The sequence below is a fragment of the Providencia sp. PROV267 genome, assembly GCF_028477825.1.
Lineage (GTDB): Bacteria > Pseudomonadota > Gammaproteobacteria > Enterobacterales > Enterobacteriaceae > Providencia > Providencia stuartii.
This window is the reverse complement of sequence record NZ_JAMPLX010000017.1, coordinates 83,515-98,034: the sequence shown is the minus strand read 5'-3', so window position 1 is coordinate 98,034 and position 14,520 is coordinate 83,515. Positions and strand designations below refer to the sequence as shown.

Annotated in this window: 14 protein-coding genes; 5 read left to right on the top strand and 9 right to left on the bottom strand. The window is 36.7% G+C overall.

The genetic code is table 11. The features are described 5' to 3' along the window. Window positions 1–30 precede the first annotated feature (30 nt). Entirely contained in the window at window positions 31–1,029 is a 999-nt protein-coding gene (locus tag PR709_RS12100; protein WP_004919549.1) for a 2-hydroxyacid dehydrogenase, read from the top strand. Between the two features lie 16 nt (window positions 1,030–1,045). Further along, window positions 1,046–1,483, top strand: a complete 438-nt coding sequence (locus PR709_RS12095) for an META domain-containing protein (RefSeq protein ID WP_014658307.1) — start codon at window positions 1,046–1,048, stop codon at window positions 1,481–1,483. Window positions 1,484–1,584: 101 nt separating this feature from the next. Here the strand turns inward: PR709_RS12095 and grxB are convergent, their stop codons facing one another. Then, the gene (gene grxB, locus PR709_RS12090) at window positions 1,585–2,223 is read right to left on the bottom strand and encodes a glutaredoxin 2 (protein WP_042116564.1); all 639 of its coding nucleotides are present in this window, start codon (window positions 2,221–2,223) and stop codon (window positions 1,585–1,587) included. 1,292 nt (window positions 2,224–3,515) lie between these two features. Between grxB and PR709_RS12085 the strand changes: the two genes are divergently transcribed. Beyond that, the gene (locus PR709_RS12085; protein ID WP_004919544.1) at window positions 3,516–3,830 is read left to right on the top strand and encodes a helix-turn-helix domain-containing protein; all 315 of its coding nucleotides are present in this window, start codon (window positions 3,516–3,518) and stop codon (window positions 3,828–3,830) included. 139 nt (window positions 3,831–3,969) lie between these two features. Here PR709_RS12085 and PR709_RS12080 read toward each other — a convergent pair whose 3' ends face one another. From PR709_RS12080 to PR709_RS12055, 6 genes are all read right to left on the bottom strand, one after another. Continuing rightward, on the bottom strand, window positions 3,970–4,587 hold the full coding sequence (locus tag PR709_RS12080; protein ID WP_004919541.1) for a fimbrial protein: 618 nt from the start codon (window positions 4,585–4,587) through the stop codon (window positions 3,970–3,972). Window positions 4,588–4,599: 12 nt separating this feature from the next. Then, entirely contained in the window at window positions 4,600–5,607 is a 1,008-nt protein-coding gene (locus PR709_RS12075) for a fimbrial protein (RefSeq protein WP_004919539.1), read from the bottom strand. Next, window positions 5,598–8,087 carry a fimbria/pilus outer membrane usher protein gene (locus PR709_RS12070; RefSeq protein ID WP_040133104.1) on the bottom strand — a complete coding sequence of 830 codons (2,490 nt, stop codon included), beginning with the start codon at window positions 8,085–8,087 and terminating at the stop codon, window positions 5,598–5,600. The genes PR709_RS12075 and PR709_RS12070 overlap by 10 nt, the downstream gene beginning before the upstream one ends. 9 nt (window positions 8,088–8,096) lie before the next feature. Beyond that, window positions 8,097–8,798, bottom strand: a complete 702-nt coding sequence (locus tag PR709_RS12065) for a fimbrial biogenesis chaperone (protein ID WP_004919535.1) — start codon at window positions 8,796–8,798, stop codon at window positions 8,097–8,099. A gap of 70 nt (window positions 8,799–8,868) precedes the next feature. Next, window positions 8,869–9,453 (bottom strand): fimbrial protein, encoded by a 585-nt coding sequence (locus PR709_RS12060; RefSeq protein WP_004919533.1) that lies wholly within the window; start codon window positions 9,451–9,453, stop codon window positions 8,869–8,871. Between the two features lie 1,548 nt (window positions 9,454–11,001). Further along, window positions 11,002–11,169, bottom strand: a complete 168-nt coding sequence (locus tag PR709_RS12055) for a hypothetical protein (protein ID WP_004919531.1) — start codon at window positions 11,167–11,169, stop codon at window positions 11,002–11,004. Window positions 11,170–11,459: 290 nt separating this feature from the next. On the opposite strand from PR709_RS12055, the gene PR709_RS12050 reads away from it, so the two are divergent. Then, the gene (locus PR709_RS12050; protein WP_004919529.1) at window positions 11,460–12,407 is read left to right on the top strand and encodes an FUSC family protein; all 948 of its coding nucleotides are present in this window, start codon (window positions 11,460–11,462) and stop codon (window positions 12,405–12,407) included. A 53-nt stretch (window positions 12,408–12,460) separates the two neighbouring features. Further along, entirely contained in the window at window positions 12,461–13,294 is an 834-nt protein-coding gene (locus PR709_RS12045; RefSeq protein ID WP_004919527.1) for an aldo/keto reductase, read from the top strand. Window positions 13,295–13,379: 85 nt separating this feature from the next. On the opposite strand, the gene PR709_RS12040 is transcribed toward PR709_RS12045, so the two are convergent. Then, the gene (locus PR709_RS12040; protein WP_088499444.1) at window positions 13,380–13,832 is read right to left on the bottom strand and encodes a YcgN family cysteine cluster protein; all 453 of its coding nucleotides are present in this window, start codon (window positions 13,830–13,832) and stop codon (window positions 13,380–13,382) included. A gap of 19 nt (window positions 13,833–13,851) precedes the next feature. After that, on the bottom strand, window positions 13,852–14,508 hold the full coding sequence (locus PR709_RS12035; protein WP_004919523.1) for a fumarylacetoacetate hydrolase family protein: 657 nt from the start codon (window positions 14,506–14,508) through the stop codon (window positions 13,852–13,854). Between the last annotated feature and the right edge of the window lie 12 nt (window positions 14,509–14,520).

Below are 14,520 nucleotides of genomic sequence, written 5' to 3'. Positions count from 1 at the left end.
TCCTAACGAATAGTACACGGAGTTTCTTAGATGAAAATCGTTTCTTACAGTACTAAACAGTATGATCGTAAACATATGGATCAAGTCAATCAAGGATCCGAGTTTGATTTTAATATCGAATACTTTGATTTTCCATTAACAGTACAAACAGCAAAAAATGCTGTCGGCGCTGATGCCGTATGTATCTTTGTTAATGATGATGCTAGCCGTGAAGTATTAGAAGAGCTTGCGGCGCTTAATATCCGCATTTTAGCATTACGTTGCGCAGGTTTTAATAATGTTGATTTAGTCGCAGCACAAGAGCTTGGGATCCAAGTTGTGCGTGTGCCCGCCTATTCACCTGAAGCAGTTGCCGAACATGCCGTGGGGATGATGTTATGCCTTAATCGTCGTATCCACCGAGCCTATCAACGTACCCGAGATGCTAATTTTTCTTTAGAAGGGTTAACGGGCTTTAATATGCATAACCGCACTGTCGGTATTATCGGCACGGGTAAAATTGGCCAAGCCGCGCTGAGGATCTTAAAAGGGTTTGGTATGCGTTTACTCGCCCATGACCCTTACCCAAATCAAGTGGTCCTCGATTTAGGTGCAGAATATGTGGATTTAGATACTTTATACAAAAATTCTGACATTATCTCTTTACACTGCCCTCTCACGCCCGAAAATCACCATTTATTAGATGAAAACGCATTTAATAAAATGAAAAATGGCGTAATGATCATCAATACAAGCCGTGGCGCTCTCATCGATTCTGTTGCAGCCATTAGTGCACTTAAAGCACAGAAAATTGGCTCTCTTGGTATGGATGTTTATGAAAATGAACGCGAATTGTTCTTTGAAGACAAATCGAATGACGTTATCCAAGATGATATTTTCCGTCGCCTTTCATCATGCCATAATGTGCTATTTACGGGTCACCAGGCTTTCTTAACGGAAGAAGCATTAACCAGTATCAGCGAAACAACTTTAGGGAACATCCGCCAACTTAATAATGGCGAAGATTGTCCTAACATTGTCAAAGCCTAATAGAGGCAAAATGATAATGAAACGGATAATCCCTTTAACACTATTGGGTTTTTTATTAGCAGCCTGCCAAACCCAAAATGTGAGTGCTGATAACAGCGATAATGTGACTGAGCAACAGTTAATCCATCATAATTTTGTACTAACAGAGGTTGATGGGCACCCCATCGTTGGTAAAGTCGGCGTTCCTAGTTTGTCCTTTGGCGAAAAAATGTTTGTCTCTGCCACTATGTGCAATGATTTTCATGGAATGGGTCGGATCAATAATGCAACGCTTGTTGTTAAGCATCTATCCAAAACAGAATTAGAGTGCGTTGATGAAGACTTATCAAAATGGGATCCATTAATTAAACGTATGCTAACCGAAGGTGCTGATATATCCTATAATGATAAAAAGCTTACTTTGTCACAAGGTAGGTATAAACTGGTTTATGTTTTGAAAGATTACGTTAATTAATTTTTCTTTATTTTCAAGTGACGACTAATTAAAAATCCCATTATTTGTCATGAATAATGGGATTTTTGCTTGATAATAACACGGTTTCAAAATAGCTAACTTTACCTTGCTTGTGAAAACAGCAGGGTTACCCCCGTTATTTGAGCGATATTTTTCATATAATTCAGTATAGTGGTGCTAAACGGTAAGTCATTCACTATTGATAAACTGCGCAATAAAGGGAAGATAATAATATCATCCATAATATTGTTGCTATTACGCGTTTCTAACCATGCATCTAAAGCATCCATATGTGGTTCAAGCTCCACAATTAATGTATGCGTTTCTTTTAATAACGTATTCAGATCACCAAAAGCACTCTCTTCCCTTTCAATATAAGCGGCTCTCGCCTCTGGGGTCCTTAGCTCAGGAAAATCGGCTTGTGTAAAACGTGGAACAACCAATTTATATACTGTAGTTGAAACGGTGTTATACCATTTATCAATCTCTGGAGAAACAGCATGTTGAGCGATTGCTGGCTCTACTAGCTGATCGACATAATGAACTATATCTAGACTCTCTGGTAAATAGTCACCATCATCTTTTTGCAAAATAGGCAACATTTTGCGGCCAATCATTTTGGTTGGCGTCGCTTTATCATCTTCCATCAAAAATATCTGCTCTACAGCGATTTTTTTAAATCCGAATATCATTCTTGCTCTAACACAAAACGGACAATGATCATAAAGATAGAGTTTCATTATAAGATCCTCTTCATTTAAGTGGTGACAATCATATTGATTATTATGTTAGTATAGCGAAAGGCATGGATGTAACAAAATTGTAAAATTCATTAACTTTAAGTAACCCACCACTAAATCTGTTCTAACCGATGAGTTATGCAAGATATTTATCAGCGAACCTCTTCATTTCGCCCTTTTGTGAACATTCAATTTTGTTACAATTTGCAGTAATTCAGGCCAATATCACCGACTTCTACCACTGTATTATACCATATATACAGCATAAAAAACTGGTCTAATCAGATCAATTAGTCTATAACTTCAAAAAACACCTGAACAATGGCGTTAGTTGTTAGTATGCGCTACCAGAAATGTATGTTTACACATTACATCATTTTTAATATTTAAGTTCAGTTATACTAAAACTATAAACACATATTTACCAATAGAGTTTTATCAATTAATTATGGCGAAACTGCTTTCTGTTAGCTTTTTTACATTAATAGTTATTTTTACTATGTCATTAGGGATCTATGATGAGCTTATCTATATCTTGCATTTTTTTGTTATTAAAATGTAATTTATATTACTCTCCTTCTGATTAGAATGAAGAAATAAGTAATTGATTATAAATAGATTTAATAATTACAATCCTTTCTAGCACTCCCCTCTCAAGACCGTAATTACAGTTAATTGATTAATTTCATTATATACTTATTGAATTTTTTCATTCTACTTTATTATTATTTTAATAATGTATTATAAGCATACGTATATTTACCACGTGAATTTTTATTCAATAATCCTCCGTAAAACAGCAATAAACATTAAATTTCCTTAATATTAATTAATGTTAATATTTTTATATACCAATGAAACCCTCAATAAAAATACTTACCGTGAAAATTAATAGCTTTTTAGATACATATCACTAACATCTAAGGTTATATATTAGAGAACGACATATCCATAATCGAGTATCGATAAAAGAAAAAATGAATAAGGTTTATTTAAATATAATCAAGCCTTAAAATAATCAAATACAAAAACTAAAAAACAAAAAGTAAAACAATTAATTTATATCAAATGTTTATATAGTAATATTTCTGTTATAATTATTATTCTCATTTTAATTAACACATGAGAACACTTACTAATATAAATTGTAAGGTCTTTTCAATATATGGCTTAGCTAAATTAAATAACCGATATATTGAAATTAATTGTTTTTTTAAGATTTTATATATTGTATAATTTTATAATGCATTAGCATTATACTCTACAATCCCTTTATCAATCGAGGGTGTCACATGGACATTCATTATTTTATTGGAATTAAGATAAAAACACGGCGAAAAGAATTAGGCCTTTCGGGGGCTGATTTAGCCAAAAAATTAAATATCAGCCAACAGCAAGTCTCTCGCTATGAGAATGGAATCAATAAAATACCTCTAAATCACTTAGTTAGCATAGCGATTGCGTTGAAATGCCCTATAGACTGGTTCTTTCAAGGATGTATTACTGAAGAGGATTACTCTATGCAAGATGAAACAATTAATATTAAGAGTCAAGAGCTAAAATATACAGCAGAGAGTGTTATTATTCACTCTAAAAACTCGCTCTAATATTTCAATCTATATTATTACATTTATGATACATCTGTAATTAGACAATTATATTTCAAACCTAATCACCTAAACAAAAAAAATAACATAGCGATTAAATCGCTATGTTATTTTTATTTAACCTACATGTTTTTATATGTTAATTATACTGGATTTCATATGTCGCATAACTTGCCATCAACCCAGTTGTCACATCACTCGCCTTCTCTGCTGTGTAACCAATATAATATTGGAAAATTGCATCCTTATTATCCGATATTTTCGGCGTGACTTTAAGTTGCTGAGGATCTGCTGGAATAATTTTATTATCAGCATCTAGAATCGTGTTATTATTGATGGATAATGCAAAGTTAATATTTTTTGCACCATCAACTAACATATTTTTCAGAAGCCCCGCAGTTTCAAAGTTTGTTTTCGGCACCAAGTAACCATCCGCCCAAGTTACACTGATTTTATTGAGATCGGCATCAACAACTTCACCATTATGCTCAACAGATTGACATTGTGATAACTTGATAGTAAACATTTTTGATTTTAAATAGGCACCACCTTCACTATTATGAATTTCCATAAGTGAAATTGGAGCAAGATAGATATTCGCATCACTTCCTTGGTCATTCACGGAAACTACACACGAAACATCAACAACTTTACCCGCAAAAGATACCTTGCCTTCATCATAGTTAGTTTCAAAAGTTGGTAATGCATTTGCATAACCTACCGCTGAAAAAAGCATCAGTATTATCCAGTTTTTCATTGGGCTCCCCTATTAATCATAGGTTATGTTGAATTGCATCACAGCCTGCACATCACCAGCAGTCACTTTGTCTCCATACTGGTAATAGCGAGCAATATAGTTCGTATTAATATATTTATCGAGTGCAGTTGTTAACTCCCCAACCTTATAACTCTTACCCCAAGTTAATTTTACTCCCTTGTCGGTAAGAACTTGCACACCAATACCTTGTGCCGGGGACGATTTTGCAGTGTTATCCAGAACCCCATCTTGAGGGTTGGTATTCGGTGCATTTCTTCCATAGAAACTCATGTTTACAGAAACCGAATCGGGAGAAATACTCACTCCACCATTACACATTAAATTAATAGGGAACTTTTTCTCACCCGCAGTAGTTCCTCGACCTTTAAAATCGGTGCGCTTAACCGTATCTAGATGAACATCTTGGTTTTTACCTGTCATAATTTTACAAGATGGCGATACAATGGTAATGGCATCAGCCGATAAATAAGTAATAATCGCTGGTTCAACTGAATTAGGTTTGTAACCATAACGAGTATACTCACCTTGGGTAATTCGCCCTGAGCCTGTATTTTCTGCTGTCTTAATGATTTGTAACTTAAATGTTGAGCCAGCTAAATACACATTGATCTTTTGTCTATTACTCCCACTAACTTTAAACGTATCTGGGTAGGTCATTGCTACAGCCCCCATACGTTGGAAACGCAATCCTATCCCTGGGATATTCGTGTTATAGACTTTATTTGGCCCCTCAGTCAGCCCCTTTGCTGTTATAATGGCATCTAAAACAGTGCCACCATAACACTGTGCCCAATAACTGCCAGTTTCCTTCATCGGCCATGTTTTTTCTTGTATCACACTACCTACAGGAAGATCTGGGGAGACAACCACTCGGCCAAATTGCATGTCGATATTCTCGGCTGGAACCCAACTATTTCGGGTGCATGTAGCATACGCGGGGATACTCGATAGCACTGCTGCCAGTGCTATTCCATTACGTAAAATTGTGTTTATCGACATACACTATCCTTACTGGTTCCTGCTTCCAGAGAAAATACACATTGCCCATTATCCCATTTCACAATAGCTTCTTTGGCATCTTCGTTACTAATAAATACCGTGCCACCTTGTCCGACAACACCAATTGACTCACCTTCAGCGTTAGTCACTTCCGCGCCAAATGGCATTGGCTTTTTATCGAGACGCACAACGTTAAAAGTCCGATTACGTTCAACTTTAGTGCCAAATTTCACCTTAACAATACTGCCTTCATAAGGAACGACTTGGCTTGATGTGTTTTCGAACACGATATCTTCAGCACTGCCTTTAGGGTCAATTTCAATATTATTAATACGATAAGGTCGTACATATGGTGCTAGTGCATAACCACCTCGATTGACGCGTACACCTGGAGCACTGATAATTGAAGCGCCTTCTGCACCTTCGGCTTCAATCAACGCCATTGTCGTTGCAGTATTTGGTGTGAGTACAACGCCCCCTGAATGCACAACAACAGAGCCATTCGCACCAACGCCAAATTGGCGATAACCTTGCCCTTGACTATAATTAGCATTGGTATTGACATAAGGAGTACGATAACCCGTATTTACTGCAACACTGTGTTCACCACCTCTAGCCGTTGAGGTATTTAGCCCATAAGTCCAGTTATTCTCATCATCTAGTGCCCCATTAACACCGAGCTGAGTTGAGCCAAATTTCTCATTATTAAATACGGTGTTTGAGGTTAATGTGGTACTTCTGCTGTCACCAAAATAGAGTGGAATATTTAGGTTTAGGCTAATACGGTCGTCTTTCTTTCCATGTGAGTTATTATTATCCGAGTAGACTCGCATAAAATTAATGGAATAAGAGAGGCGCTGATATTGGTTGTTATAACTAAACTGATACTGTTTCTCAGTGCCAGAACGTTCCCAATAACTTGATATACGACCTGTAAAATACAGCCCACCAAATCCATCCGGTAAGTTTTGGTTTACTGTATAGCTAAAACCATTTTTTTCACGCCAACGGTTATTTGAAAGACCACGTTTATCATAATCGATCGCATACAGCGCATCGTTAACATTAAAATAGTCTTTCGTTGAATAACGATACGCAGCCAATGAAATATTGGTATCAGTTTGCGATATCAGTCGGTTAAAAGTGATACGATAACTTTGGCCATTATCGGTTCGATGTTTTAACGCAGTTCGAGATTGCGTCACGTCCAGTGCTAACGCACCAATCCCCGTATTAATACCAGTACCAACTAAATAAGCTTGGTAGTCATCAAATGCCGTAACACCACCATAAAGTGAAAACGTATTATTTAAGCCGTGTTGGATCGTACCTTGCATAATATAAGGGCGATGATGCAAACCATCGGTATCAGACTTACCAGCAGCGACTTGATAACGTGTAAAGCCCGGACGTAACAGTTGTGCTAACGATGAATATGGCACACTGAAAGTACTTTCACTGCCATCTGCTTCCTTAACGGTGACGTTTAGGTCATTACCGTAACCGGATGGATAGACATCATTTAAAATAAACGGCCCTGGTGGTACTGAGGTTTGATAAATGATCGAGCCATTTTGGCGTACAGTGACTAATGCGTTACTTTGGGCAACACCACGAATTTCAGGTGCATATGATGTCATTCCATCAGGATACATGCTGTCATCTGTCGCAATTTTTGCACCACGCAAGCTAATACTGTCAAACAGATCGCCATCAGTATAAAACTGACCTGCGGTCATTTTTGACTTCATACTTGCAATAGGTCGTTGTAAATAAGTTTGGTTGCTGTTCCAACTGGTGCTTCCTGAACGTTGCCAACTTAAGTTACCGATATGTTTTAACAACCAGCCATCGAATGATAACCCTGCATTTAATCCTAAATACGCACTGGCATCATTTTGCCCCTGAGCTCCGCTCGTATGATTATCATAATAGTTAGCCATATAGGCTACATTAAGTGCTGGTATTCCTTTTTCCCAGAATTGTGGCGCAACATACCCGCGTGATAAACGTTGTTCATAAATTTGGGGTACTGAAATATCTAGACGTAAATTAGATGAGTGAAATTTATCATTCACTTCACTCAAATTATTCCACTCTTTAAGAGGTAAGCAGGTGGATTCTTGTGAATTTAGTTGTGGGTTTAATTTTTCTGCATCAACACCAAAATTGCTCAACATAGCTGGCGTATAGCACACACCTAAATTCCCATCTTTTTGTTGAACAATATTTAAATCATAGCGTCCTTTCCAATTATCATTGGTATACACATCAACAGAATATTTACCTTCACTAATTGGAGCAGTATTGAAGCGTTCTAAATCAACATTATCTTTGCTGCCTACTATGAATCCACTGTTAAACTCGTAGGTTGTGCCTTCCGCCCCCCACGCGTAAAATGTTGGCATCATACATACAGTGACAAAGCAGGTCACAGAGAGTGTATTACTATATTTATTTATTAACTCTCGCTGTTTCATTTTTCTGTCCTATTTAACAGTTGTTTTAACTGCTATGTCCGCCCCATAATCATTGATATTGTTCAAAACAATGTTTTCACCTGCTTTAATTGCTTTTTTCAATACCACTGAGCTCTGGCTTTTTGGTGCCACCATAACCGCTTTATCAGTTAACCCATTTTTTCCATCTGTAGAAATTTTTGTAATGGTAATAAAAAATGGTGTTGGGTTATTTATAGTCAGATTATTTCCATTAGCACTCACAATTAGTTTTTCAGGTGCTAATTCACGGCTACCTAAACCTACAGGACGATAAATAAATTTAAAACGAGAACGAATTGCCAGTTGTAAAAAGTTTTGATCTTCTTTTCCTGCAGTTCGGACTGTCGGTGGAATATCTAAAATATTCAGCCACCATAAACTTTCCTTATCTTGTGGTAGTCCATTTTTATCCATTAATTTAATACGGAGAGTTTGACCACCCTTAGCATCAATACGAGATATTGGAGGCGTAATTTGAAATGGTGTTTTTATTGTATCTGGTGTTTCAGATGCATCACCGGTATCTAACCATGCTTGTGCGACAGCTGGTCTATCCGCGGTATTATTTAACTGCACTGTAATTTCTTTTTCATTTCCAGGATAAATAAATCGTGTGCCGTTAACAATAATGTTGTTCGCTAATGAAGATGCACTGAAAACGAAGCAGAAGAATAAAACAATTGCTTTCATTTGAACCTCTAAATAAAAGCGGCAGTTAACCTACCGCTTAGATAAATATTACTTTTAAATTAATTTAATATTATTCGTAAGTAATTTCGTAAGTTGCATAGCTTTCTACGATACCGCTGCTAACAGTATCTGGCGTAGAAGTTGCGTAACCTACGTAATAAGTGAAACGTGAACCGTCAGCAATATCAACTGTTTTTGCTTTAGGTTGAGTAGCACTAGTTGGGTTGATTTTGGTTTTTAAATCAGGATCAGCATTAGTTGCTAATACTAATTGAATATTTTCAGCACCCGTTGAATCAGTGTTAGCTAAATAACCTTCGTTTGCACCAGAAGCACCTACTAATACGTTACCACCAGTCCAGTTAACATTTAATGTAGTGTCATCAGCTGTACCTTGACAATTAGTCACGTCAATAACAAATGATTTTGGTTTCAGGTAAGTATTTGCACCTGCATCTTTAACTTCTTTTACTGAAACAGGAGCCAAATAAACTTTAGCGTCACTACCTTGGCCGTCAACAGAAATAGTACAAGAAACATCTGTCACTTTACCGTAAAAATTAACTTGGCCACCACCAGCGTTTTCAGTTGCAGCGTAAGCAGAAGATGCACCAATAATTGCAGTAGCAATTGCAGTCAGTAATACTTTTTTCATTGTCATTTCCTAATATGAGGGTTTTTATTATTACACTAAACAGAACTTATTAAGCACCTAGTCTTTTAATAAATAATTAGCGTAGGGTGTTGACCATATGTTTAATATGGTTACACATTTATTTCCGTGTATTTAAGCTACTGCTAATAATTTAATTAAAAATATAGTTCTATCTTAATCAGTCCATTTTTAGAATTAATAATCATAACGTGGTCTATATGATTTCGGAGAGAGGATACATAAAAACTTAAATTACATTAAATCGTTTTTATCATGAGATACAATAAAATTTAATAGTCTTAGCCTATCAAACAACTGCTATTGATCGAAAAACCTTATTGAATATACACGATGTATTACTCGTTTTACGCTAATTTATCAAATTGATTGTTTGTTTTTTATTTTTATGTTTTTAACAAATTCTAAAAAATGATCTTATAGTGATATTTTATAAAAGAGATAAATGCAAAAACTATTCTAAATAAGATTATCCTTATTGTGACTACTTATTCTAAATTTATATACTCAAAATAAATATTAGTCTAAATATGATATTTGGGTTTTAAATAATATAAATTAATTTTATGTTTATTCATTGATGGAATTAATTCTCATTTGAGAATATATTTATGATATAACGGTAATGCATCATAATTGGATGATTTACTCATGTAAGGAGTAAAACAATATGATTATATGGATAAAGGTGTATTTTTAGATTAAAAGCAAAACTTAAGCGATAAATCAGAAAGTAATAGGCTTTATTTTGATCTAGTAAGTAGAATAATTACTTGTGATTTGACTATATTTCAAAAGTTCTTTTTATTTCGCTATTTTATTCCTTGCCTAGCACCCAAAATGCGCTAATGAAGAAATAACAAAGGTTACTTATTGTTAGTAAATGTTATCAATTAATTTGATGTATGCACATTTTTTCTTCATATTTTTTGATCTATTCAAATTTTTTTAAATGTGTAACCATTTGATAACTAATGTTAAAAAATAATTTACCCTCCCCTCTATTGAGACTTAACTCAGATATCAAAACCATCCTTAAGAATAGTCCTAAAACTCACCTAAAGAGTATAAATAGCTTTTTATTTCACCAGCGCTGAACAAAAAAGATGCTCAGTTAAGGTTAGTTAGATCACTTTGCGCAATAATCTATCTAAAGATAACAAGATTAATGGAGCGAATAAGCCTGTTTAATGCAACTTATTTAGACCATAACATAAAGCACACATCGTATATTGAATATCTGTTATCGTAAGAAGTGAGAGTTAGATCTCTTTCAACTACACACACCGATCAAACTTTAATCGACATTGTTGTTAAGTTACTACTTTCATATTGTTAGCGACCAATCAATTAAAACTACCGTTAACCTCTTTAACAGCACCTTACAAAATTGCTGACTTAAACTGCTACATTCCATTAAGTGAATGCAATTAACCTACTATTAGCCATAAAGTTAATTGCATTCAACGCCTTTATTGACTGAGATATACCATGCAAGCCCATTTTGTAGAGAATAAAATCATCACTCCGCTAGGCGGGTTTACCTTCAATATTCTTATTGTCTGGGTTATCGGGGGCTGCAAATGCGAGCTCTTTTAACCAGTCTGAGAGAATGGGCTTAGTTTTCTTAGCGTCAAGCTCTGCTCTTTCTTGCTTAGTGAGTCTAATAACCACAACTTCTGTTTTCATTTGATGCATTTTGGTCTCCTCCCTTTAGAGGCTTTACCATGCCATACTCAAGAAAAAGATAGGTCTTAATTACTTAATTTTACAAAAATAGAAGATAGCAATACAAACGACTACCAGAGTGGCATATTGATGTTGCTATACGCTGGTTATGTCATTTTCCGAGTGATAGGTTGGCGGGGCAATCAATGATGCTCAAATAGAGATGATGGAAAATTATAATAATTCTCAGTAAGTTATTCGTTGAGTTATCAACTTATACACTGTATGAATATGATTAATTTATAAGGTGAGATCGTCTAATGCCAATTTCTTTGCCCCAAACCCGAAGTGCCTTTTTACTTTCTCTATGGGTTATCGCTCCATGGTTTATTGCTATCCTCTATAAGCAACCCATGTTAGGGACTTTGATCTCTTTTGGTGCATATTTATTAGTTGTATCATTTCCTAAACTCCCCACGAAAAAACCTATTTATGTTTTACTGCAAGGAGCCTGCATTTTATCTGCTCTTGCGGTAATCGGTGTTAATGTCACCCTTGGTAGCCTTTTATTCTTTATTTGCTCTGGACTTGGCGCTTTTTTTCAAGGCTATGCCGAATTGCGGTCAACCTATCTACGTTTACCAATCGCCCTTGGCGTTTTAGCTTATTTCCTATCAATTGGTCAGGTCCCCGCTCAGGGTAGCTTATTTTATGGCATCGCATTTACACTCGGTACATTTTGGGGCGTCATTATTGCTTATATTCTGTTGCCCCGTCATGACCTTCCCGCACCAACAACTCAAATTGATATGCGCACTCCCGCAGTACAGCGCTTCTCTGTGGCAATAGTTCTCGTTGCGCTCATCGGGAGTGCTCTTGCAACCCTGCTCCCTAGCTCTCATCCCTGTTGGTTACCTGCTGCTGGTTTAAGAGTGATGAAATCTGAACGGACAGCAACTTGGCAAAGGCTAAAACAACGTGGTGCAGGCACTCTGCTCGGTGCTGCTGTAGGGGGGCTTTTACTTGGTTTATCAAATAACCCACTCTTACACGTTTCCTTAGTGGGCCTATTGTTATTCGCCATGTTAATGATCGGTGCGAAACGTTATGGCTATTGGACATTTTGTTTAACCGCTATCGCATTAACATTTAACTTAACGGCCACTGCTGGGCCTATTGTATTAGCGATTGACCGAGTGTTACTGACGGTTTGCGCTTTGGTCATTGCCATCATGATGTTATTGCTACTGCCCAAATCGACAAAATAAGTTCTTACGCGGTGATATATTGGGTACAGTTTTGACATCTATCAGGAGACACTATGATCCCATCATATGAATTACTCGATGGATTCCAAATCCCTCAAATTGGTTTTGGAACATATTCATTAAAAGGTTTACATGGGGTTCGGGTTATTGAAAGTGCGCTATCACATGGCTATCGTTTATTAGATACTGCATTTAATTATGAGAATGAAGGTATTGTCGGCAAAGCCATTAAAAATAGCTCAGTTCCTAGAGATCAAATAACCGTCACATCGAAATTACCTGGCCGACACCAACAATACAATAATGCCATGCACACTATCCAAGAATCAGTGGCTCGATTAGGTTTAGATTATGTTGACCTTTATTTGATCCACTGGCCAAATCCGAAAAGAGGAACATTTGTTGAGGCTTGGCAAGCATTAATCGATTCACAACGTTCAGGTTTAATCAGAAGTATTGGGGTGTGTAATTTTCTCCCCGAACATCTAGAAACATTAGAAAAAGAGACGGGCATACTTCCCGTGGTCAATCAAATTGAGCTGCATCCTAATTTTAATCAAGCCAAACAGCGTCAGTATGACCAATCTAAAGGGATCATTACGCAATCATGGAGCCCATTAGGTCGTGCTGGTGATGTGTTATCTAATCCAACCTTACTCAATTTAGCGAGTCGCTATAATAAATCGGTATCGCAAATTATCATACGTTGGCATTTACAGTTAGGTGCATTACCAATACCGAAATCGGCGCATTCGTCACGCCAAATTGAAAATATTGATGTTTATGATTTCGAATTATCGCCGGAAGATATGCAAGCAATAAATAACTTATCTTCTGCTAATGGTCGATTACGCAATCAAGATCCTGCTGTTTATGAAGAATTTTAATACGTCACTGTTTTAAAATACGACAGCCCTATAAAATAGGGCTGTCGCGTTATTCAAACATATTGGCTAAATCAAGCTTATCTGATTAAGATGATGTTCTATCTACTGGCCGATTCATGATATGGTCTTCCCAATCCACCACATCTTTTTCTCTAACCGCGATATGGCGAACAGAGATCCGCTCACTGTGCATTGCCGCTTTTGACCCCGTTTTAAGAGGATGCCATGCAGGTAAGGTTTTACCTTCTAGCAATAAACGATAAGCACAAGTGTGTGGCAACCATTCAAACGTTTCTAAATTGTAGCGATTGAGCTTGATGCAATCTGCCTCATAACTGAAACGATCTTCATAATGCTTACACTGGCAGGTCTTAATATTTAATTGATTACAAGCCACGTTAGTAAAATAAATTTCATCCGTGTCTTCATCCATCAGCTTATGTAGACAACACTGACCACAACCGTCACACAGTGATTCCCATTCATCGTCAGTCATTTCATCTAACGTTTTTACCTGCCAGAAAGGCTGAGACATAATACTTATCAATCCTATATCATTAGATCACTCGAGTCGTTAACGAGTGGTCATTAATTGAGAGCTTTAACATATCACCCGATGTCAACGGCCCGACACCCTCTGGTGTTCCCGTTAAAATAATATCCCCCGCACGCAAAGTAAAAAAGCGAGACATATAGCTAATCAGAGGTAATATTGGCGTGATCATATCACGAGTAGAGCCTGACTGGCGAATTTCCCCATTGATCTCCAGTGAAAGCTGGGCACTTTGCGGATCACCAAAGTTATTAACCGGAATAAAGCCTGAAATAGGACATGAGCCATCAAACGCTTTACTTTTTTCCCATGGCTGCCCTGCTTTTTTAAATTTTGCCTGCAAATCACGCAATGTTAAATCTAATGCCACAGCAAAACCCGCGATTGAGCGAGAAACTCTATCTTCATCAGCATTTTTTAAGGGCATACCAATCAAAACCGCTAATTCTATCTCATGGTGTACAGAGCCAAGATCTTTTGGAATAACAATCGGTTGGTTAGCGTCACATAATGCCGTTTCAGGTTTGATAAAAATCACAGGCTCTTCGGGGTGTGCTGAGCCCATTTCTTTTATATGTTTCGCATAGTTACTGCCAACACAAACCACTTTGTTTGCAGGGAAATCCAGTAAGGCACCTTGCCAGTCACGATGTTGGTACATAGTTGTAACTCC

Bases quoted from the DNA above. Each gene is read 5' to 3' on its own strand.
- PR709_RS12100 (WP_004919549.1), top strand. From the start codon at position 31: ATGAAAATCGTTTCTTACAGTACTAAACAGTATGATCGTAAACATATG.
- PR709_RS12095 (WP_014658307.1), top strand. From the start codon at position 1,046: ATGAAACGGATAATCCCTTTAACACTATTGGGTTTTTTATTAGCAGCC.
- grxB (WP_042116564.1), bottom strand. From the start codon at position 2,223: ATGAAACTCTATCTTTATGATCATTGTCCGTTTTGTGTTAGAGCAAGA.
- PR709_RS12085 (WP_004919544.1), top strand. From the start codon at position 3,516: ATGGACATTCATTATTTTATTGGAATTAAGATAAAAACACGGCGAAAA.
- PR709_RS12080 (WP_004919541.1), bottom strand. From the start codon at position 4,587: ATGAAAAACTGGATAATACTGATGCTTTTTTCAGCGGTAGGTTATGCA.
- PR709_RS12075 (WP_004919539.1), bottom strand. From the start codon at position 5,607: ATGTCGATAAACACAATTTTACGTAATGGAATAGCACTGGCAGCAGTG.
- PR709_RS12070 (WP_040133104.1), bottom strand. From the start codon at position 8,087: ATGAAACAGCGAGAGTTAATAAATAAATATAGTAATACACTCTCTGTG.
- PR709_RS12065 (WP_004919535.1), bottom strand. From the start codon at position 8,798: ATGAAAGCAATTGTTTTATTCTTCTGCTTCGTTTTCAGTGCATCTTCA.
- PR709_RS12060 (WP_004919533.1), bottom strand. From the start codon at position 9,453: ATGAAAAAAGTATTACTGACTGCAATTGCTACTGCAATTATTGGTGCA.
- PR709_RS12055 (WP_004919531.1), bottom strand. From the start codon at position 11,169: ATGCATCAAATGAAAACAGAAGTTGTGGTTATTAGACTCACTAAGCAA.
- PR709_RS12050 (WP_004919529.1), top strand. From the start codon at position 11,460: ATGCCAATTTCTTTGCCCCAAACCCGAAGTGCCTTTTTACTTTCTCTA.
- PR709_RS12045 (WP_004919527.1), top strand. From the start codon at position 12,461: ATGATCCCATCATATGAATTACTCGATGGATTCCAAATCCCTCAAATT.
- PR709_RS12035 (WP_004919523.1), bottom strand. From the start codon at position 14,508: ATGTACCAACATCGTGACTGGCAAGGTGCCTTACTGGATTTCCCTGCA.